Source organism: Bradyrhizobium sp. 63_E2_N1_3 (assembly GCF_052076005.1).
Classification (GTDB): Bacteria; Pseudomonadota; Alphaproteobacteria; order Rhizobiales; family Xanthobacteraceae; genus Bradyrhizobium; species Bradyrhizobium barranii.
In genome coordinates, this window is the sequence record NZ_CP197235.1 from 4,387,131 (window position 1) to 4,407,873 (window position 20,743).

The following is a 20,743-nucleotide window of genomic DNA, read 5'->3' on the forward strand; positions in this document are numbered from 1 at the left end:
TATGCACATTTATTGGCGCCAATTTGTGCGCAATAGTATTGGCAAGTCAAGCGCTCCAAAAAGGGAAGCAGCCATGAAAGTACGGAAGGAGCAGAAGAGGCTGTTGGCGGCTGAAATCGGTGCCGCCATCCTGCAAGGCGATTACCGGCCAGGCGAATGGTTGCGCCAGATCGACCTGGAAGAAGCCTTCGCTGCCAAACGGTTTGACGTCCGGAGTGCGCTGACCCAGCTTGCCGCAAGCGGGATGGTGACGCATGTCGAAAATCGCGGATACCGGGTTGCGCAACCCGACTTGAACGTCGTTCGCGAGATATTGGCGATCCGCACGCTGCTCGAAGTTGAAGCGGCAAGGCAGGCGCTACCGAATATCGGCCCCGACGAACTCAAGAAGATCAAGCAGGCTCAGCAAATCTTCGAAGATGCTGTGGCGCGCGGCAGCAAGGCGGATCAGGCAAATACCAACGCAGCCTTTCACGATGAGATCTATCGCCATGCAACGAACCAATCGCTCGCCAGCCTCATCGTGGAAATCAGAAATCGCGCCAGACCAGGGCCGATTGCTTTGTGGCCTTCGAACGCCGAGCTGCAGAGAAGTGCTGCACACCATGTCGAGATCGTCGATGCGATCGAGTCTCGCGATCTCGCCGCGCTCGTTGCAGCAGTGCGACGACACATCGTCGAATCCGGCGCCAACTATCCGGCGCGCGATCTCGGTCCGGTCAAGAAGACCTCGGCAGCCTCCGATTGACTAAGAGTGGCGAAGCCAATCTGTTGAGGGCGTATCAGGAGTAGCGCACGGAGTAGGCCTGCCTCAATTCGCGCCCCCAGCCGGGATCGGCTCCATGCCGCTTGCGATGATCACGTCGCGGGCGGCGGGGGAGGCGAGGAACTTGATCAAGGCACGGCCGGCTTCGGGCTCCTTCGAACCGGCCGCGATCCCGGCCGAGAAGATCGTGATCTTCTGCAATTCGTTCGGCAGCGGTCCCACGATATCGATGCCCTTCACGGGCTTCAGCTCGCTGATCTGCTGGAAGCCGAGCTCGGCCTCGCCGTGTGCGACGATCTCGCCGACCGGCGTTGCCGGAATCTTTCGTGCCTTGTCCTTCATGACGTCGGCGATGCCGAGCTTGTCGAACATCTCGGTCGAGACGTAGACGCCGCTGGCGCTGTCGGAATAGGCGATCGTCTTCGCCGCCAGCAGCGCGCGCTTGACCGCCTCCACCGAGCCGATGTCCGGCTTCGGCGCACCCGATTTCACGGCAACGCCGATCGGCGATCTGGTGAGGTCGACCTGGCTGCCGGCCACGACCTTGCCCTTGCCGGCGAGGTCGGTGAGGGCATAGCCCACCATGATCAGGACATCCGCGGGTTCGCCGCGCTCCAGCCGGACCGGGATCGCATTGGTGGTCGTCCCCATCGACGGCCCATATTCCGTCAGCACTTTGTTGCCGGTGGCCTTCTCGAATTCCGGCACGAGCGCCTTGTAGGCAGCCGTCAATCCGCCCGAGATCATCACATGGACCTCGGCAGCTTCGGCCGCGCCGGTCAGCCACAGGACGGTTAGAACGCCGAAGGCAATGTTGCGGAATGTTGCTGATATCGATGTCATCGTCATTCGTCTCCAACTAACCCCGTCCGCGATACGGCGCGACGCCTTGCTCTGGCACCCACAATCCCTTCGGCACGCGGCCGGTCTGCCAGAACACGTCGATCGGGATGCCGCCGCGCGGATACCAGTAGCCGCCGATGCGCAAGAACTTCGGCTTGATCTCGCTCGCGATGCGCTTGCCGATCATGACGGTGCAGTCCTCGTGGAACGCGCCGTGATTGCGGAAGCTCGCGATATAGAGCTTGAGCGACTTCGACTCCAGCAGCCAGGGGCCGGGCGCGTAGTCGATCATCAGATGCGCGAAATCCGGTTGTCCCGTGACCGGACAAAGCGAGGTGAATTCCGGCACGGTGAAGCGCACCAGATAGTCCGTGCCCTTTTGCGGATTGGGCACGCGGTCGAGCTGGGCTTCTTCCGGTGTGTGCGGCCATTCGACCGCACGGCCGAGCTGGAGGGATTTCTTCGCCATCGTCGTCACATCCTGTTCGAGCATGATCCGGAAAAGTGGGCACCGGTTTTCCGAAAGATCATGCTCAACTAAAAAACCGGAGCGCGATAAGATCGCGCTCCAGAGGGTGCCGGGATGGACGCAAATGTCGCCGTCGTCAACCGGCCGCGATCGTCTGGATCATGACGATCCGGTCGTTGCCGGACTCGCAGCCCCAGAGCTCGCCCGGGCGGCCGTCGAGCTGGCGCACATTGGCATTGGCCTTGTCGCTGGCGAAAACGTTGAACCGCTCCGTCGCGGGATCGAAGCGGACGATGGCATTGGCGGAGAAATCGGTCAGCCAGACCTTGTCCTTGTCGTCGACATAGACGGCATAGGTGCGAGGGCGATCGCCCGGCAGCTTCCAGGTTTTCCAGGAGCCGTTGGCGGGATCGTGCACCGAGACGTGACCGCTGTTCCACTCGCTGACCCAGATCCGGCTTTGCGAATCTGACCAGACCCGCCGCGACCCCTGGCTCGGCGTCGGCGGCTCGACGATGGCAGCATTGCCGGTCGCAAGATCAATCTTCGCGATGTAGCTGCCGGCCAGCGAGGCGTACCAGACCTCACCCCTGGGCGTCACCGCGATGCCGTAGGGGCCAACACCCCTGGGCGCCCTGAACACGTCCATCTCGCCCGATCCCGGCTTGAGCCGGCCGTAATAGCCGGACTGGCCGGTGAACCAGTAGGTACCGTCCTTGTCGAACACGCCGGTGTTGAGATTTGCGGAGGCGAACTTTTCGGGCAGGCGGAACAGCGTGACCTTGAGATCGCCGGGATCGACCCGGGCGATCGCGTTCTGGCCGCCCTCGGTGATCCAGGGGGCACCGTCGGGGTCGATCGTCACGCCGTGCGGTGCGGCGCCCTGGCCGAGGCTGACTGTCTTGAAACTGCCATCCCGGGGGTCGAGCCTGCCCAGCATGCCCTTGCCCTGCGCCGTGAACCAGACTGTGCCGTCGCGAGCGGGGGCGAGGTCGTGCAGGCCGATGCCGGCGCTGATGGGGAAATATTTCGTCCGGAACAGGCCCTCCTGCGCAAAACTTGGGCGAACGGCGAGGAGGGCAGCGCTCGAGGCAAGAAACTGGCGGCGGTTCATGGCGTTACCCCGACTGTTTCAGATTGAGGTTGGACGCGCAGAGCAGGCGACTTCAAGGATAGTCCGAGCCCGCTCACGCGTCAGTCGAAGCACGCCGTCCAAGCGTTCACATTTGCTTGCGGCCCGTGTAAGACCCCCGGCACCGATCAGCCCTAACGAACGGAAGTGCACATCATGACCGCCATCATCGACATCATCGGCCGCGAAATTCTCGACAGCCGTGGCAATCCCACCGTCGAGGTCGACGTCGTGCTGGAAGATGGTGCGCTCGGCCGTGCCGCGGTGCCGTCCGGCGCCTCCACCGGCGCCCATGAGGCGGTGGAACTGCGCGATGGCGACAAGGCCCGCTATCTCGGCAAAGGCGTCACCAAGGCCGTCGGCGCCGTCAATGGCGAGATCTTCGAGGCCCTGAGCGGCCTCGATGTCGAGCAGCAGGCCCAGATCGACCAGATCATGATCGACCTCGACGGCACGCCGAACAAGAGCCGGCTGGGCGCAAATGCCATCCTCGGCGTCTCGCTTGCATGCGCCAAGGCTGCCGCAAACTCGCTCGACATGCCGCTCTATCGTTACGTCGGCGGCACCTCGGCGCGTCTCTTGCCGGTGCCGATGATGAACATCATCAATGGCGGCGTGCATGCCGACAATCCGATCGACTTCCAGGAGTTCATGATCCTCCCCGTGGGCGCGTCGTCCTTCGCCGAGGGCCTGCGCTACGGCGCGGAGGTGTTCCACACCCTGAAGTCGGAATTGAAGAAGGCCGGCCACAACACCAATGTCGGCGACGAGGGCGGTTTCGCCCCGAACCTGCCGTCGGCGGACGCCGCGCTCGAATTCGTCATGAACGCGATCGGCAAGGCCGGCTACAAGGCCGGAACCGACATCGTGATCGGCCTCGACTGCGCCTCGACCGAGTTCTTCAAGGACGGCAAATACGTCTATGAAGGCGAGGGCAAGACCCGCTCGATCTCCGAGCAGGCCAAGTACCTCGCAGACCTGGTGTCGCGCTATCCGATCGTGACCATCGAGGACGGCATGTCGGAAGACGACATGGACGGCTGGAAGGAGCTCACCGACCTCATCGGCAAGAAGTGCCAGTTGGTCGGCGACGATCTCTTCGTCACCAACGTCAAGCGCCTGGCCGAAGGCATCAAGGCCGGCCGCGCCAATTCGATCCTGATCAAGGTCAACCAGATCGGTACGCTGACCGAGACGCTCGCCGCCGTCGAGATGGCGCACAAGGCCGGCTATACCTCGGTGATGTCGCACCGCTCCGGCGAGACCGAGGATTCCACCATCGCCGACCTCGCGGTCGCCACCAATTGCGGGCAGATCAAGACCGGCTCCCTTGCGCGTTCGGACCGCACCGCCAAATACAATCAGCTCCTGCGCATCGAGCAACAGCTCGGCAAGCAGGCGCTCTACGGCGGCAAGGCGGCATTGAAGGCGCTGGCATAAGCCGGCGCTCCAGCTAGGACAGGGGAGGATCGACATGAGCGACGGCAAGACCGGACTGCAACTGCGTTCGCTGATCAAGAAGAGCGGTGAACTGGAAATCTCGCTCGTCGACGTGCCGACTCCCGAGCCCGCGGCGGACGAGGTCGTCGTCCGCGTCGAGGCGGCGCCGATCAACCCGTCCGACCTCGGCCTTCTCGTCGGCGCGGCCGATATGAGCACGGCGAAGGCGTCCGGCACCAAGGACGCTCCCGTCATCACCGCGAAGGTGCCGGAGGGCGCGATGCGGGCGATGGCCGGCCGGCTCGACGAAGCCATGCCGGTTGGTAACGAAGGCGCGGGCGTCGTCATCAAGACCGGCTCGTCCGATGCCGCGAAAGCATTGATGGGCAAGACCGTCGCGATGATCGGCGGAGCGATGTACGCGCAGTACCGCACGCTGAAAGTGCGCGAGTGCCTGCCGCTGCCGGCGGGCACCATGCCGGCCGAAGGCGCCTCCTGCTTCGTCAATCCGCTCACGGCGCTCGGCATGACCGAGACCATGCGGCGCGAGGGGCACAAGGCGCTGGTGCACACTGCAGCCGCCTCCAATCTCGGCCAGATGCTGAACAAGATCTGCATCAAGGACGGTATTCCGCTGGTCAACATCGTGCGCAGCAAGGAGCAGGCCGACATCCTGCACAAGATCGGCGCCAAATACGTCGTCGATTCCACCGCACCGAGCTTCCTCGGCGATCTCACCAATGCACTGGTCGAGACCGGCGCCACCATCGCCTTCGATGCCATCGGCGGCGGCAAGCTGGCCGGCGACATCCTCAACTGTATGGAAGCGGCGATCAACAAGACCGCCAAGGAATACAGCCGCTATGGCTCCAACGTGCACAAGCAGGTCTACGTCTACGGCGCGCTCGACATCCGCCCGATCGAGCTGCCGCGCGGCTTCGGCATGGCCTGGGGCGTCGGCGGCTGGCTGCTGTTTCCGTTCCTGATGAAGATCGGGCAGGCGGACGGAGCCAGGCTGCGCCAGCGCGTCGTCGACGAATTGAAGACGACCTTCGCCAGCCACTACACCAAGGTGGTGTCGCTTCAGGAGGCGCTCGATCCCGCCAACATCGCGGTCTACGCCAAACGGGCCACCGGCGAAAAATTCCTCATCAACCCAAATAAATCTTCGTGATGTGCCACGGCACACCATCCAAAGAAGGACTTGCCTTCTGAGCGAAGCGCGGGAACATTTGCGCCGCAATTGAAAGCGGGGCAACCGCAAGCAAAGAAGGGGACACTTCCATGACTGATCTGAATCGCCGCGACCTGCTCGCGGGCGCTGTCGCTATGGGCGCGGCGGCCGTAACCGGACTTGGACCGACCACTGCCAGTGCCTCGGTGCCGCCAAGCGGGGCGCAGGCGCCCGGCTTCTATCGCTACAAGGTCGGCAGCTACGAGTGCACCTCGATCAACGACGGGGCGCGCACCTTCCCGATGCCGGACAAGTTCGTGGTCAACCTGCCGAAGGAGGAAGCGCTGGCCGCGGGCGAGGCGGCGTACATGCCGAAGGGCATGGTCACGGTGCCGTTCAATCCGCAGCTCATCAACACCGGCTCCAAGCTGGTCCTAATCGACACCGGCAACGGCGTTGCCAATCTCGAGCCGAGCAAGGGCGCGGTCGGCCGTACGCTGCAGAACCTCGCCGCTGCCGGCGTCGACCCGAAGCACATCGACGTCGTGCTGCTGTCGCATCTCCATCCTGATCACACCAACGGCATTCGTCTCGCCGACGGCGCGCTCGCGTTCCCGAATGCGGAGATCATGGTGCCGGCGAAGGATTGGGAGTTCTGGGCGAGCGACGAGAATGCGGCCAAGGCTCCGAACGACATGACGAAGAACTACTTCGCCAACGTGAAGAAGACCTTTGCCGGCCTCGAATCCAAAGTCACGAAATACGAGTGGGGCAAGGAGGTCGCCCCGGGCATCACCTCGATCGCGACGCCCGGCCATACGCCGGGGCATACCTCGTTCGCGGTGGCCTCTGGCGACAGGAAGGTGCTGATCCAATCTGACGTCACCAACATTCCGGAGTTCTTCCTGCGCAATCCGGATTGGCACGTGGCGTTCGACAACGATGCCGCGCTGGCGCAGGCCACCCGCCACAAATTCTACGACATGGCGGCAGCCGAGAAGGCGACCGTGATCGGCTTCCACTTCACCTTCCCCTCGGTGGGGCATGTCGAGAAGGACGGCGCGAAATACCGCCTGATCCCGTCGGCCTGGAATCCGACGATCTGAACCGAGCCAGGGGTTTGCGAGAAACGTCAGGCCGCCTTCGGGCGGCCTGATTGTTTTTGGATCGTAGCGACCATCTGCTTTCGAGAAACTCAGCGTTTCCAAACGGGACCGGTTCATGCACTTGCATCCATCGGCCGGGATCGCTTAAGTGCCGCCCCGGAACTTCCGCTCAAGCCCTCAAGGACAATCCATGGCCTACAACATCGTCGTGATCGCCGGCAGCCTGCGCAAGGACAGCTTCTCGCTGAAGGTCGCCAACGCGCTCGCAAAGCTCGCGCCGGCCTCGCTCAAGCTCGAGGTCATCACGCTGGCAGGCATCTCGTTCTTCAACCAGGACCTCGAGGGCGCGCCGCCCGCGGACTGGCTGTCCTTCCGCGAGAAGCTGCAGAAGTCGGACGGCGTGATCTTCGTCACCCCCGAATACAACCGCGCCATCCCGGGCGTACTCAAGAACGCCATCGACGTCGCTTCGCGCCCCTATGGCAAGAGCTCGTTCAACGGCAAGCCGGTCGGCATCATCTCGAACTCGCCGGGCCCGCTCGGCGGCGTCAGCGCCGCCAAGACGCTGCAGAACATCCTGCCGGGCATTGCCGGCCCGATCCTGCAACAGCCGGAGACCTATCTGAACGCGGTCGGCGATGCCTTCGATGCGGAGGGGAACCTGACCAAGGAATCTCTGAAGCCCGTCCTCCAGGCCTATGTCGACGCGTTTGCTGCACACGTGGCCAAGCACCACGGCTGAGATCTTTCTTCGTCATGGCCGGGCTTGTCCCGGCCATCCACGTCTTAGCTCGTGGTGACGAAGAACGTGGATGCCCGGCACAAGGCCGGGCATGACGGCTGGGGGCAGGGATTGGAACACGTAGGGGGAAGCGATTAGCACTCCCTTAACCAACCTGCCGCATCTTCCCAAGATGGTCTCCCGCGCGCGCCTGAAATCGATCCTGACCGGCCTTGCCCTCTACGCGATGGCGGCAGCTATCGTCGGCTATTTCGGCGTCAACGCCTACACCGGCAAATACGGTCTCAACGCCCGCCAGGAGCTCGACCAGGAGATCATAGCGCTGACGAGCGAGCTGGCCCAGCTCAAGCGCGAGCGCGCGAAGAGCGAGCAGCGCGTGTCGCTGCTGCGGACATCGCGGATCGACCCTGACATGCTGGACGAGCGGGCGCGCTATCAGCTCGACTATGTCAACCCGCACGATCTCGTTCGGATGATCCCGGCGAAGTAGCGCTTTCCGCAGCATTCGAAACCGGCATCGAAAGCCGCTGCCGAAATCCGACGGCCGTGTAGCAATTCTACCGAAAGTCTTAGGCTTGGAACCGGGCTGCCGCCTTGACGGCAACGCAGCAACGGCTCCATGGCTTCTGCCGCCGTCTGCCTGAGTTGACGCAGATCAACCGGGCCGTGCCGGCGCAGCCTAGACTGCCACCCGGAGGAAACAGTGATGAATGGGCCAATGTCCCGGCATCACGCGGCCCGCGTCGAGGCCGCCATTGCGTCAGGCCAGGCCGCGCGCTCCGCGCTGGTGGCCTCATGGCGCCGTTCGTCCCGATTGCATCATCTCGATCCCGCCGGCCGCAGCGCGCCGATGCGGCTGAGTGATGTCGAGTTGCGGCAGGCGCGCGAGCGCGTCGCGCCGCTGCTCGCCGCCGCGCAAGGCGCGATGGACCGGCTCTATCAGGCGGTCGGCGCGAGCGGCTGCTGCGTGCTGCTCGCCGACGGCGCGGGCGTGCCGGTCGACCGCCGCGGCACGGCGGTGGACGATGCGACGTTCCAATCCTGGGGCCTGTGGACCGGCGCGCTCTGGAGCGAGGAGCATGAAGGCACCAACGGCATCGGCACCTGCGTCGTCGAGCAGCGCCCGCTGACGATCGACCGCGACCAGCATTTCTTCACACGCAACACGCTTTTGAGCTGCACCGCCGTTCCGATCTACGACCATGAAGCGGCGTTTGCGGGCGTGCTCGATGTCTCCTCCTGCCGCGCCGACCGGACCGATGCGTTTTCCAATCTGATCGCGCTCGCGGCAGGTGAGGCGGCGAGGCGCATCGAGGCTGATCTGTGTCGCCGCGCCTTCGCCCATGCCCGCATCGTGCTGACGCAAGGCGCGGACGGCCAGGCCGGCGGCCTGGTCGCGGTCGATGCCGACGATCTCGTGATCGGCGCGACCCGCTCCGCGCGGGCGGGGCTCGGGATCGCGCCCGGCCGTCCCTTGCAGCCGGTGCCCGCGGCCGATCTGCTCGGCGGCGAACCCGCGCATGACCATCTTGCCGGCGGCCAGCGCGCGGTGTTGCAGCGGGCGCTGCTGCGCGCGGACGGCAATGTTTCGGCCGCCGCCAAGGCCCTCGGCATCAGTCGTGCCACGCTGCACAGGAAGCTCAAGCGGTTCGAGCTGAAGCACTGAGCTGCGGCTCTATTTTTCTCCCGCGCCCAGCAACTCAACCCTCATGGTGAGGAGGCCGCGAAGCGGCCGTCTCGAACCATGCAGGCCCGGCTGTGCCCGCGGCCATCCTTCGAGACGCGCGCAAGAGCGCGCTCCTCAGGATGAGGGCTGAGTGTGTGGGGGCAGCTGCGTAACCTGTCGCAGAACTGCGACAGGTTACCCCGGCCATCGTTCACGCCCGGGCTGACAGGAAAACGCTCCCGCGACATCGTCGGCGCAAGTCGTGAACACGCGACGAATTGCGCAAACAGCAAACATCGGGAGTGATCAATGAACAAGGTGGAATTCCTCGGCGTCACCCAGGTTCCCTTCGCCGAACGCTATGACAATTTCATCGGCGGCAAATTCGTTGCGCCAATCTCCGGCAAGTATTTTGACAACGCCTCGCCGGTGAACGGCCAGATCGTCTGCAAGATCGCGCGTTCCGATGCGCAGGACGTCGAGGCCGCCCTCGATGCGGCGCACGCCGCCAAGGGCGCCTGGGGACGCACCAGCGTCGCCGAGCGCGCCGCGATCCTGAACCGGATCGCTGACCGGATGGAAGAGAATCTGGAGCGCCTTGCGGTTGCCGAGACCTGGGACAATGGTAAGCCGATCCGCGAGACCCGCGCCGCCGACCTGCCGCTCGCGATCGATCATTTCCGCTATTTCGCCGGCGTGGTGCGCGCACAGGAAGGCTCGATCGGCGAGATCGACCACGACACCATCGCCTATCATTTCCACGAACCGCTCGGTGTGGTTGGCCAGATCATCCCCTGGAACTTCCCGCTGCTGATGGCGTGCTGGAAGCTCGCGCCGGCGCTCGCCGCCGGTAATTGCGTCGTGCTCAAGCCCGCCGAGCAGACCCCGGCCTCGATCATGGTCTGGGCCGAGATCATCGGCGATCTCCTGCCGCCCGGCGTCCTCAACATCGTCAATGGCTTTGGCCTCGAAGCCGGCAAGCCGCTCGCGTCCAGCCCGCGGATCGCGAAAATCGCCTTCACCGGCGAGACCACGACGGGCCGGCTGATCATGCAATATGCCAGCCAGAACCTGATCCCGGTCACGCTGGAGCTCGGCGGCAAGTCGCCGAACATCTTCTTCAACGACGTCACCGCCGAGGACGACGACTTCTTCGACAAGGCGATCGAAGGTTTTGTGATGTTCGCGCTGAACCAAGGCGAGGTCTGCACCTGTCCGAGCCGGGCGATTGTCCACGCCGACATCTACGACCGCTTCATGGAGCGGGCGCTGAAGCGCGTCGCCGCGATCAAGCAGGGCGACCCGCGTGCGGCCGACACCATGATCGGCGCGCAGGCATCTAGCGAGCAGCTCGCCAAGATCCTCTCCTATATCGACATCGGCAAGCAGGAGGGTGCCAAGGTGCTGGCCGGCGGCGGTCGTGCCGAGCTCGGCGGCGATCTGTCCGGCGGCTTCTACGTCCAGCCAACGGTGTTCGAGGGCCACAACAAGATGCGAATCTTCCAGGAGGAGATCTTTGGTCCCGTCGTCTCGGTCACGACCTTCAAGACCGATGACGAAGCGCTCGCGATCGCCAACGACACGCTCTATGGCTTGGGAGCCGGCGGCTGGAGTCGCGATGCCAACCGCTGCTACCGCTTCGGCCGGGCCATCCAGGCCGGACGGGTCTGGACCAACTGCTACCATGCGTATCCTGCGCATGCCGCGTTCGGCGGCTACAAGCAGTCGGGCGTCGGTCGCGAGACCCACAAGATGATGCTCGATCACTACCAGCAGACCAAGAATCTCCTGGTCAGCTACAGCCCGAAGAAGCTTGGTTTCTTCTGATCGGGCAAGATCTGATTGGGCAAGATCTGATGGGGTAGGAGAGGGCGGTGCAACCTTGCGCCGCCCTCTCCGCCGTCATCCGTCTGTCAGAGTCTTGAGACAATACGACAGCGCCGACCGTATTCGGTTCGGCGCCCGCGGCATTCGAAGCGATGCCGGGCAAAGACGGAGGCTTGGTGATGCGGAACAGTCGTTCAGGACGGACAATGGGTGTCGCAGCGATGCTGTTCGGCGCGGCGGTGCTGCCGCTGTCGATGGCCTTCGCACAGTCCGGCCCGGCGCCAACTGGCGCCAAGCCCTTTCTGACCGTCGATGGAAAGGCGCCACTGGTCCTTGGCCATCGCGGCCTGCCGGGCCTGGTACCTGAAGAGACCGAGGCGTCGTACGACCTCGCCGCGGCGCTCGGGACCGATGCGCTCGAAGAGGATTTGCACCTGACCAAGGATTGCGTTCTGGTCGTGCGTCATAACCCCTGGCTGAGCGACAACACCAACATTGCCGAGGTGGCGAAGACCAATGCGGCCGTCGCTGCCCGCAAGCGCACCGTGCCCGGTGTGCGCGTCAAGGCCCCGTCGGCCACCGGCGTGCCTGCCGACTACCTGACGGATCTCAGCGACCAGGCCGATCCCAAGTCGGTGCTGAAGTCGCTGATCGTGGACGGCGAGGATCATACCAACGATTGGTCGATCAGCGACTTCACCATGGCCGAGCTGAAGCAATGGATCGGCGGCACCACCTATGACGCGGCCAACGAGCGGCCGAAAGTCTTCAACGGCAAGCTCCCGATCATCAGCTTCCAGGACGTCATCGACATCGCCAAGGTCAAGAGCAAGGAGACCGGGCGGTCCATCCTCGTCTATCCCGAAACCAAGAACCCGACCTGGAACAATGCCCAGGCGATCGCCAATGGCTGCGGCGCGGCCGGCAGTCGTCCGCTCGAGGATGCCCTGATCAAGATCATCGGGGATAACGGCCTCAACACCAAGGACGCTCCCATCCTGGTCCAGAGCTTCGAACCCGGCAGCCTGAAATATATGCGCAGCCACGGCCTCCAGACGCGGCAGGTCCAACTCGTCGACGGCAACGGAATCGACTTCAAAACCGGCAAGGTTCTCCTCAACAACATCACGAATTCGCGCCCGTTCGACTGGACGGTTGCGGGCGATGCGCGCTTGTACGATGCGATGCTGACGCCCGAGGGGCTTGCCGAGATCAAGACCTATGCCGAGGGCATCGGTCCGTGGAAGGCCTATATCGTTCCGCTCAAGATCGCGCCGTGGAAGGACAGCAACGCCGATGGCACGCCCTACAAGGGATCGACGCCGGAGGCTTCGACGCAGGACGCGACCAGCCTTGTCGCGGACGCGCACAAGCTCGGTCTTTTCGTCCATGTCTTCACGTTTCGGAACGAGAAGAAGTATCTTGCCGCCGACTATCGCGGCGACCCGAGCCTTGAATATCTCAAATTCTACCGGCTCGGCGTCGATGGGGTCTTCAGCGACTTCACGTATACCGGCGTTGCCGCCCGCGCGGCGTATTTGCGCGAGTTGGGCTGGTAAGGCTGGCACGGCGAATCGGACGCGCGCGGGATCTCGGATACAAAACAGCGCGTCCGATTTCTCTGCGTTGGCTGCTCACGTTCCCTTCGCTGACCGGTGAGCTAAAGTTGCCCGATCGGCGCCAAAGGTTTTGCAAAGTTTCGGCCACGTTGCAGTGCGGCATAATGAAAGTCGCGCCATGCCGCCGCGGTCCTTTCCAAGGGCGTTTGACTTGGGTTAGAGAGGGCTGAAGTTTTCTCTGACCCGGAATTCCCATGGCCGCACCCAAGAAAGCCGCCGCAAGCACTCCACAGGACAAGACCGACGGCGGTTCGCCCCCGGAATTCACCAGAGAGCAGGAGCTCAAAGCGCTCCGCGACATGCTCCTGATCCGGCGGTTCGAGGAAAAGGCCGGCCAGCTCTACGGCATGGGCGCGATCGGCGGCTTCTGCCACCTCTATATCGGCCAGGAGGCCGTGGTGGTCGGCATGCAGATGGCCCTGAAGCAGGGCGATCAGGTCATCACCGGCTATCGCGATCACGGTCATATGCTTGCCACCGGCATGGAGGCCAACGGCGTCATGGCCGAGCTCACCGGCCGGCGCGGCGGCTATTCCAAGGGCAAGGGCGGCTCCATGCACATGTTCAGCAAGGAGAAGCACTTCTACGGCGGCCACGGCATCGTCGGCGCCCAGGTCTCGCTCGGCACGGGTCTGGCCTTCGCCAACCACTATCGTGGTAACGACAATGTCAGCGTCACCTATTTCGGCGACGGCGCGGCCAACCAGGGCCAGGTCTATGAGAGCTTCAACATGGCGGAGCTCTGGAAGCTGCCGGTGATCTACGTCATCGAGAACAACCGCTACGCCATGGGCACCTCGGTGTCGCGTGCTTCGGCGCAGCAGGATTTCTCCAAGCGCGGCGCGTCCTTCAACATCCCCGGCATGCAGGTCGACGGCATGGACGTCCGCGCCGTGAAGGCCGCGGGCGAGGAGGCGGCGGCCTGGTGCCGTGCCGGCAAGGGCCCCTTCATTCTGGAGATGCAGACCTACCGCTATCGCGGCCACTCGATGTCCGACCCCGCCAAGTACAGAACGCGCGAAGAGGTCGAAAAAGTCCGCCACGACCAGGACCCGATCGAGCAGGTGCGCAACCGCCTGCTCGCGGCCAAGGTGAGCGAGGCCGATCTCAAGGCGATCGACGCCGAGGTCCGCGACATCGTCAATGCGTCCGCCGACTTCGCCCAGCATGATCCCGAGCCGGATGCCGCCGAGCTCTGGACCGACATTTATCGCTGAACGCGCGCAAGCTTTCTTTTGGAGTCGATATGCCAATTCAAGTGCTGATGCCCGCGTTGTCGCCCACGATGGAGAAGGGCAACCTTGCCAAGTGGCTGAAGAAAGAGGGCGAGACGATCAAGTCCGGCGACGTCATCGCCGAGATCGAGACCGACAAGGCGACCATGGAGGTCGAGGCGACCGATGAAGGTACGCTCGGCAAGATCCTGATCCCCGAGGGCACCGCCGACGTCGCGGTGAACACGCCGATCGCGACCATCCTCGCCGATGGCGAGACGGCCGCCGATCTCGCCAAGGCGCCGGCCGCGCCCGTGCCGAGCGTCGCGCAGGAAGTCGCCGAATCCCGCTCGCCGGTCGGCGAAGGCAAGCCGATGATCTCGGCGCCGAAGGCTGCGGCTGCCCCTCAGGCCGTTGCCGAGCCCGATCCGGAAGTGCCCGCCGGCACCGCGATGGTGACGCAGACCATCCGCGAAGCGTTGCGCGACGCCATGGCCGAAGAAATGCGCCGCGACGCCGACGTCTTCGTGATGGGCGAAGAGGTCGCCGAATACCAGGGCGCCTACAAGGTGACGCAGGGCCTGCTCCATGAGTTTGGCGCCAAGCGCGTCATCGACACGCCGATCACCGAACACGGCTTTGCTGGCATCGGCGTCGGCGCTGCCATGACCGGGCTGAAGCCGATCGTCGAGTTCATGACCTTCAACTTCGCCATGCAGGCGATCGACCAGATCATCAACTCAGCGGCCAAGACGCTCTACATGTCCGGCGGCCAGATGGGCTGCTCGATCGTGTTCCGCGGGCCCAACGGCGCCGCCGCGCGTGTCGCCGCCCAGCACAGCCAGGACTATTCGTCCTGGTATTCCAACGTCCCGGGTCTCAAGGTGGTCGCGCCGTTCTCCGCAGCGGACTACAAGGGCCTGCTCAAGGCCGCGATCCGCGATCCCAATCCGGTGATCTTCCTCGAGAACGAGGTGCTTTACGGCCATACCGGCGAAGTGCCGAAGCTCGATGACTTCGTGATCCCGATCGGCAAGGCGCGCATCGTGCGTTCGGGCAGCCACGTCACCATCATCTCCTGGTCGAACGGCATGACCTATGCGCTGAAGGCCGCCGACGAACTTGCCAAGGACGGTATCGAGGCCGAGGTGATCGACCTGCGCACGCTGCGGCCGATGGATACCGAGACCATCGTCAACTCGGTCAAGAAGACTGGCCGTGCGGTCACGGTGGAAGAGGGCTGGGCGCAGAGCGGCGTCGGCGCCGAGATCGCCGCGCGCATCATGGAGAACGCCTTCGACTATCTCGATGCGCCGGTCGCGCGCGTCTCCGGCAAGGACGTGCCGATGCCCTATGCCGCGAACCTGGAGAAGCTCGCGCTGCCGTCGGCAGCCGAAGTGGTCGAGGCCGCCAAAGCCGTCTGCTACAGGTAGATCATGGCGGGCCCGAAGGAGCAGCCATTGCCACCCGACGTCCTCGCCCGCGACGATGCGGTCGAGATCCTGCGCGTATTCGTGCTGGACGGCGGGCTGTCGATGGCGTTCCAGCGCGCCTTCGAGGAGCCCGACATGTGGGGCCTCCTGCTCGTCGATCTCGCCCGTCACGCGGCGCGCGCCTATGCGCGCGAGAGCGAATACACCGAGGAGGATGCGCTGAGCCGGATCCTCGAGATGTTCCAGGCGGAGATTGAACGGCCAACCGATACGGGCACGACGACACCGCGCGGGAAGGGGCACTGATCGTGGCGATCGAAGCCCATCATTTCGATTTCATGCTGGAGGCGATCCGCGAGGCGGAGGCCTCGATCGCGCAGGGCGGCCTGCCGATCGGCGCCGTGCTGACGCGCGGCAATGAGATCATCGCCCGCGGCCACAACAACCGTGTGCAGGAAAAGAACGTCATCCTCCACGGCGAGATGAGCTGCCTGCGCGAGGCCGGCGTGATCTCGTTCCACGACACCGTCATGTACACCACGCTGTCGCCATGCTCGATGTGCGCCGGCGCACTCGCTCTGTTCAAGGTGAAGCTGGTGGTGATCGGAGAATCCGTCACCTTCCCGGGCTCCAAGGACATCCTCGACAAGTTCGGCATCCCCTGGATCGACCTTGCCGACGACCGCTCCATCACCATGATGAAGAATTGGCGTTCCATCCCTGCCAACGAGCGCCTGTGGCAGGGCGACATCGGCAACTAAACCTGGTCGTCTTCGCTGTCGGAGACGACGTATTGCAAAGTTCTTCTTGAGGTCAGCATGCCCATCAACATCCTGATGCCCGCTCTCTCGCCGACAATGGAGAAGGGCAACCTCGCCAAGTGGCTGAAGAAGGAAGGCGACAAGGTCAAATCCGGCGATGTCATCGCCGAGATCGAGACCGACAAGGCGACCATGGAGGTCGAGGCGATCGACGAAGGCACGATCGCCAAGATCCTCGTGCCCGAGGGCACGCAGGACGTCCCGGTCAACGACGTGATCGCCGTGCTGGCCGGCGAGGGCGAGGACGTGAAGGCGGCTGGTGCCGCCAAACCCAGTGCCTCGGCCGCACCTCCGAAAGCTGCTGAAGCGCCCACCGCCGCGCCGGCTCCCGCAGCCGCGCCCAAGGCTGCGCCGCCTGCCGCCGCACCGGCGCCGCAGGCCGCAGCTCCAGCCGTGCAGAGCAACGGCCACGGCGGCCGCGTGTTCTCGTCGCCGCTCGCGCGCCGTCTCGCCAAGGATGCAGGCATCGACGTGTCGATGGTGACGGGCACCGGCCCGCACGGCCGCGTGGTCGCGCGTGACGTCGAGCAGGCCAAGTCCGGCAAGGGTCTGAAGGCGCCTGCCGCTGCGCCGTCTGGGGCGCCCTCGATCGCGCCGACCATGTCGGACAAGCAGATCCTGTCGCTGTTCGAGCCCGGCTCCTACGAGATCGTGCCGCATGACGGCATGCGCCGCACGATCGCGCAGCGCCTGACTGCGTCGATCCAGAACGTCCCGCACTTCTACCTCACCATCGACTGCGACATCGGCAAGCTGCTCGCCGCGCGCGAGGAGATCAATGCGGCTGCTCCCAAGGACAAGGAGAAGAAGCCGCTCTACAAGATCTCGGTCAACGACTTCGTCATCAAGGCGATGGCCGTTGCGCTCCAGAGAATCCCGAACTGCAATGTCAGCTGGACCGAAAGCGGCATGGTCAAGCACCACCATTCCGACGTCGGTGTCGCCGTGGCGATGCCCGGTGGCCTGATCACGCCGATCATCCGCAAGGCAGAGACCAAGACGCTGTCCACCATCTCCAACGAGATGAAGGATTTTGCCGCGCGCGCCCGCTCGCGCAAGCTGAAGCCCGAGGAATACCAGGGCGGCACCACCGCGGTCTCCAACCTCGGCATGTTCGGCATCAGCCACTTCACCGCCGTGATCAACCCGCCGCATGCGACCATTCTCGCGGTCGGCACCAGCGAGGAGCGGCCCGTCGTCCGCGGCGGCAAGATCGAGATCGCGCACATGATGAGCGTGACCTTGTCCTGCGATCACCGCGCCATCGACGGCGCGCTTGGCGCCGAGCTGATCGGCGCGTTCAAGCAGCTGATCGAAAATCCCGTCATGATGATGGTCTGAGATGGCGCATGAGGACGCGCTGGCCCTGGATCTCGATGCTGGTCTCGCTGATCCTCACGCTCAGCCCGCTCGGCCGCGACATCGTTGACTCCGCCTTCTTCGCCGGCGAGGCGCTGTCGCGCAACATCTGGGCGCCGATCGCGCTCACCATCTTCGCCGTCATGGCGGCCGCCATTCTCTCGGAATGGCTGATCAGAACCTACATCCGCAATCGCCGCGCCCGCGGCGCAACGACCGCTTGAGTTGAACGGGAGCCGCCATGGCCGATACATCCTTCGACGTCATCATCATCGGCTCCGGCCCCGGCGGCTATGTCACCGCGATCCGCGCTGCCCAGCTCGGCTTCAAGGTCGCGATCGTCGAGAAGTCCTATCTTGGCGGCATCTGCCTGAACTGGGGCTGCATCCCGACCAAGGCGCTGCTGCGCTCCGCCGAGATCTACCACTACATGCAGCACGCCAAGGATTACGGCCTGTCGGCGGAAAAGGTCTCGTTCGACCCGAAGGCGGTGGTGCAGCGTTCGCGCGGCGTCTCGAAGCGGCTGAACGACGGCGTCGGCTTCCTGATGAAGAAGAACAAGGTCAGCGTGATCTGGGGCGACGCCTCGATCGACGCGCCCGGCAAGGTCACCGTGAAGAAGTCCGACGTCGAGGGCCCGAAGGGCGCGCTGGGCGAGGGGAGCTATCAGGCCAAGCACATCATCGTTGCCACCGGTGCGCGGCCGCGCGTGCTGCCCGGCCTTGAGCCCGACAAGAAGCTGATCTGGACCTATTTCGAGGCGATGGTCCCGGAGAAGATGCCGAAGTCGCTGCTGGTCGTCGGCTCCGGCGCGATCGGCATCGAGTTCGCCTCGTTCTTCCACACCATGGGCTCCGAGGTCACCGTGGTCGAGGTGCTGCCGCAGATCCTGCCCGTCGAGGACGCCGAGATCGCCGGCCTTGCCCGCAAGCGTCTGGAAAAGCAGGGCATCAAGATCATGTCCTCGACCAAGGTCACGAAGCTGGAGAAGAAGGGCGACAGCGTCGTCGCGACCATCGACGACGGCAAGGGCAAGCCCGTCACCACCGAGTTCGAGCGGGTGATCTCGGCGGTCGGCGTCGTCGGCAATATCGAGAATCTCGGCCTGGAAAAGCTCGGTGTGAAGACTGACCGCGGCTGTATCGTCATCGACGGCTACGGCAAGACCAACGTCCCCGGCATCTACGCCATCGGCGACGTCGCCGGTCCCCCGATGCTGGCGCACAAGGCCGAGCATGAAGGCGTGATCTGCGTCGAGGCCATCAAGGGCCTGCATCCGCATCCCATGGACAAGAACCTGATCCCGGGCTGTACCTATTGCCAGCCGCAGGTGGCCTCCGTCGGCCTCACCGAAGCCAAGGCCAAGGAAAGCGGCCGAGAGATCCGCGTCGGCCGTTTCCCGTTCGTCGGCAACGGCAAGGCGATTGCGTTGGGCGAGGACCAGGGCCTGGTCAAGGTGATCTTCGACAAGAAGACCGGTCAGCTCCTCGGCGCCCATATGGTCGGTGCTGAAGTCACCGAGCTGATCCAGGGCTACGTCGTCGCGATGAACCTGGAGACGACCGAAGAAGAGCTGATGCACACGGTGTTCCCGCATCCGACCCTGTCAGAGATGATGAAGGAAGCCGTGCTCGATGCGTATGGAAGGGTTTTGAATATTTGATGGGCGCCATCGCCGCCCGCCGCCGTCATTGCGAGCGCGGCGAAGCAATCCAGACGGCCTCTGCGGAAAGATTCTGGATTGCTTCGCTGCGCTCGTAATGACGAGCAGAGAGCCGTTTGCAAAATAAGAAGGAAACCAACCCATGCACGACAACGACAACCTGACCATCGAACGCCCGACCTTCGTCACCCATCTCGAATGCGCGATGGAGGGCGACCACTATGCCGCCGACCAGGTCCACAATCTCTCCAAGGCCGGCAAGCCGCTTTTGGTGCGCTACGACCTCGCGGGCGTGAAGAAGGCGCTGACCAAGGACGCGCTTGCCCAGCGTCTTGGCGACATGTGGCGCTACCGCGAGCTCTTGCCCGTGCGCAAATGCAAGGACATCGTCTCGCTCGGCGAGGTCACGACGCCGCTGATCCGGCTACCGAAGCTCGGCACCAAGCTTGGCGGCGGCGAGATCATCGTCAAGGACGAGGGACGCCTGCCGACCGGCTCGTTCAAGGCGCGCGGCCTCGTGATGGCGGTGTCGATGGGCAAGGCGCTCGGCATCAAGCACATGGCGATGCCGACCAACGGCAATGCCGGCGCGGCGCTCGCGGCCTACGCGACCTCCTGCGGCATCAAGACCACGATCTTCTGCCCGGCGGACACGCCGGAGGTGAACGTCAGCGAAATCGAGCTCCAGGGCGCGACCGTCTATCGCGTCAACGGTTATATCGACGATTGCGGCAAGATCGTCGGCGAAGGCAAGGCAAAAGTCGGCTGGTTCGACACGTCCACGCTGAAGGAGCCGTACCGCATCGAGGGCAAGAAGACGATGGGCCTGGAGCTCGCCGAGCAGCTCGGCTGGGACGTGCCCGACGTGATCTTCTATCCGACCGGTGGCGGCACCGGCCTGATCGGCATGTGGAAGGCTTTCGACGAGCTGGAGAAGATCGGGTTCATCGGCTCCAAGCGACCACGCATGGTCGCGGTGCAGGCGTCGGGCTGCGCGCCGATGGTGCGGGCCTATGACGCCGGCACCGAGCATGCGACGCGCTGGGAGGATGCCCACACGATTGCGTCGGGCATCCGCGTGCCGCAGGCGATCGGCGACTTCCTGATCCTGCGGGCCGTGCGCGAGAGCAAGGGTTTTGCCATCGCGGTCGACGACGACAAGATCTCGGCGGCGCTGAACGAAGTCGCACGCGAGGAGGGGCTGCTGCTATGCCCCGAGGGCGCCGCCACCTACGCCGCCTACAAGGACAGCCTCGCCGACGGTCGCGTCAGCAAGACCGACCGCGTGATGCTGTTCAACTGCGCGACGGGCCTGAAATACCCGCTGCCGCCGGTCACCCGTACGCTCGATCGCCACAAGCCGATCGACTACACGCAGTTCTAGGCACGGCAAGACCGCCGGAGCGCGATGATCGCGCTCTGGCGCGTCATTTCGTCTCTTCACGACCGATCCCTCTTCCCGTACGCGG

Annotated in this window: 20 protein-coding genes; 17 read left to right on the plus strand and 3 right to left on the minus strand. The window is 64.2% G+C overall.

Features of this window, described 5'->3' with window-relative positions; all coding sequences use genetic code 11:
• The first annotated feature begins 73 nt into the window (after positions 1 to 73).
• Positions 74 to 748: a GntR family transcriptional regulator gene (locus AB7531_RS20845; RefSeq protein WP_063983072.1), complete on the plus strand. Its 675-nt coding sequence runs from the start codon at positions 74 to 76 to the stop codon at positions 746 to 748.
• A 63-nt stretch (positions 749 to 811) separates the two neighbouring features.
• Here AB7531_RS20845 and AB7531_RS20850 read toward each other — a convergent pair whose 3' ends face one another.
• From AB7531_RS20850 to AB7531_RS20860, 3 genes are all read right to left on the minus strand, one after another.
• A complete protein-coding gene (locus AB7531_RS20850; RefSeq protein ID WP_231142077.1) occupies positions 812 to 1,609 on the minus strand; it encodes a substrate-binding domain-containing protein in 798 nt (265 codons plus the stop codon).
• A 16-nt stretch (positions 1,610 to 1,625) separates the two neighbouring features.
• The gene (queF, locus tag AB7531_RS20855) at positions 1,626 to 2,102 is read right to left on the minus strand and encodes a preQ(1) synthase (protein WP_041960296.1); all 477 of its coding nucleotides are present in this window, start codon (positions 2,100 to 2,102) and stop codon (positions 1,626 to 1,628) included.
• Between the two features lie 112 nt (positions 2,103 to 2,214).
• Positions 2,215 to 3,192 (minus strand): Vgb family protein, encoded by a 978-nt coding sequence (locus AB7531_RS20860; RefSeq protein ID WP_063983073.1) that lies wholly within the window; start codon positions 3,190 to 3,192, stop codon positions 2,215 to 2,217.
• A 174-nt stretch (positions 3,193 to 3,366) separates the two neighbouring features.
• Between AB7531_RS20860 and eno the strand changes: the two genes are divergently transcribed.
• The 16 genes from eno (at position 3,367) to AB7531_RS20940 (ending at position 20,658) form a co-directional block, all read left to right on the plus strand.
• Positions 3,367 to 4,650 carry a phosphopyruvate hydratase gene (eno, locus tag AB7531_RS20865; RefSeq protein WP_028149603.1) on the plus strand — a complete coding sequence of 428 codons (1,284 nt, stop codon included), beginning with the start codon at positions 3,367 to 3,369 and terminating at the stop codon, positions 4,648 to 4,650.
• Between the two features lie 34 nt (positions 4,651 to 4,684).
• Positions 4,685 to 5,824: a zinc-binding dehydrogenase gene (locus AB7531_RS20870; protein WP_063983074.1), complete on the plus strand. Its 1,140-nt coding sequence runs from the start codon at positions 4,685 to 4,687 to the stop codon at positions 5,822 to 5,824.
• 110 nt (positions 5,825 to 5,934) lie between these two features.
• Positions 5,935 to 6,930: an MBL fold metallo-hydrolase gene (locus AB7531_RS20875; RefSeq protein WP_063983075.1), complete on the plus strand. Its 996-nt coding sequence runs from the start codon at positions 5,935 to 5,937 to the stop codon at positions 6,928 to 6,930.
• 190 nt (positions 6,931 to 7,120) lie between these two features.
• Positions 7,121 to 7,672 carry an NADPH-dependent FMN reductase gene (locus AB7531_RS20880; RefSeq protein WP_063983076.1) on the plus strand — a complete coding sequence of 184 codons (552 nt, stop codon included), beginning with the start codon at positions 7,121 to 7,123 and terminating at the stop codon, positions 7,670 to 7,672.
• Positions 7,673 to 7,844: 172 nt separating this feature from the next.
• Complete coding sequence (locus AB7531_RS20885; protein ID WP_028149600.1) at positions 7,845 to 8,162, plus strand: FtsB family cell division protein; 318 nt, start codon at positions 7,845 to 7,847, stop codon at positions 8,160 to 8,162.
• A gap of 216 nt (positions 8,163 to 8,378) precedes the next feature.
• Positions 8,379 to 9,338, plus strand: a complete 960-nt coding sequence (locus AB7531_RS20890) for a GAF domain-containing protein (protein ID WP_441280048.1) — start codon at positions 8,379 to 8,381, stop codon at positions 9,336 to 9,338.
• Between the two features lie 309 nt (positions 9,339 to 9,647).
• The gene (adh, locus tag AB7531_RS20895) at positions 9,648 to 11,165 is read left to right on the plus strand and encodes an aldehyde dehydrogenase (protein WP_441280049.1); all 1,518 of its coding nucleotides are present in this window, start codon (positions 9,648 to 9,650) and stop codon (positions 11,163 to 11,165) included.
• Between the two features lie 206 nt (positions 11,166 to 11,371).
• Entirely contained in the window at positions 11,372 to 12,724 is a 1,353-nt protein-coding gene (locus AB7531_RS20900) for a glycerophosphodiester phosphodiesterase family protein (RefSeq protein ID WP_063983079.1), read from the plus strand.
• A 254-nt stretch (positions 12,725 to 12,978) separates the two neighbouring features.
• Positions 12,979 to 14,001, plus strand: a complete 1,023-nt coding sequence (pdhA, locus tag AB7531_RS20905) for a pyruvate dehydrogenase (acetyl-transferring) E1 component subunit alpha (RefSeq protein WP_063983080.1) — start codon at positions 12,979 to 12,981, stop codon at positions 13,999 to 14,001.
• A 29-nt stretch (positions 14,002 to 14,030) separates the two neighbouring features.
• Complete coding sequence (locus AB7531_RS20910; RefSeq protein ID WP_063983081.1) at positions 14,031 to 15,431, plus strand: pyruvate dehydrogenase complex E1 component subunit beta; 1,401 nt, start codon at positions 14,031 to 14,033, stop codon at positions 15,429 to 15,431.
• Positions 15,432 to 15,434: 3 nt separating this feature from the next.
• The gene (locus tag AB7531_RS20915) at positions 15,435 to 15,737 is read left to right on the plus strand and encodes a DUF5076 domain-containing protein (protein ID WP_028149595.1); all 303 of its coding nucleotides are present in this window, start codon (positions 15,435 to 15,437) and stop codon (positions 15,735 to 15,737) included.
• Positions 15,738 to 15,739: 2 nt separating this feature from the next.
• Positions 15,740 to 16,192: a nucleoside deaminase gene (locus tag AB7531_RS20920; RefSeq protein ID WP_014495015.1), complete on the plus strand. Its 453-nt coding sequence runs from the start codon at positions 15,740 to 15,742 to the stop codon at positions 16,190 to 16,192.
• Between the two features lie 57 nt (positions 16,193 to 16,249).
• Positions 16,250 to 17,593 carry a pyruvate dehydrogenase complex dihydrolipoamide acetyltransferase gene (locus AB7531_RS20925; protein ID WP_063983082.1) on the plus strand — a complete coding sequence of 448 codons (1,344 nt, stop codon included), beginning with the start codon at positions 16,250 to 16,252 and terminating at the stop codon, positions 17,591 to 17,593.
• Positions 17,594 to 17,601: 8 nt separating this feature from the next.
• Positions 17,602 to 17,835 (plus strand): hypothetical protein, encoded by a 234-nt coding sequence (locus AB7531_RS20930; protein WP_063983083.1) that lies wholly within the window; start codon positions 17,602 to 17,604, stop codon positions 17,833 to 17,835.
• Between the two features lie 17 nt (positions 17,836 to 17,852).
• The gene (lpdA, locus tag AB7531_RS20935) at positions 17,853 to 19,274 is read left to right on the plus strand and encodes a dihydrolipoyl dehydrogenase (protein ID WP_063983084.1); all 1,422 of its coding nucleotides are present in this window, start codon (positions 17,853 to 17,855) and stop codon (positions 19,272 to 19,274) included.
• A 142-nt stretch (positions 19,275 to 19,416) separates the two neighbouring features.
• On the plus strand, positions 19,417 to 20,658 hold the full coding sequence (locus tag AB7531_RS20940) for a threonine synthase (protein ID WP_063983085.1): 1,242 nt from the start codon (positions 19,417 to 19,419) through the stop codon (positions 20,656 to 20,658).
• Positions 20,659 to 20,743: the final 85 nt, after the last annotated feature.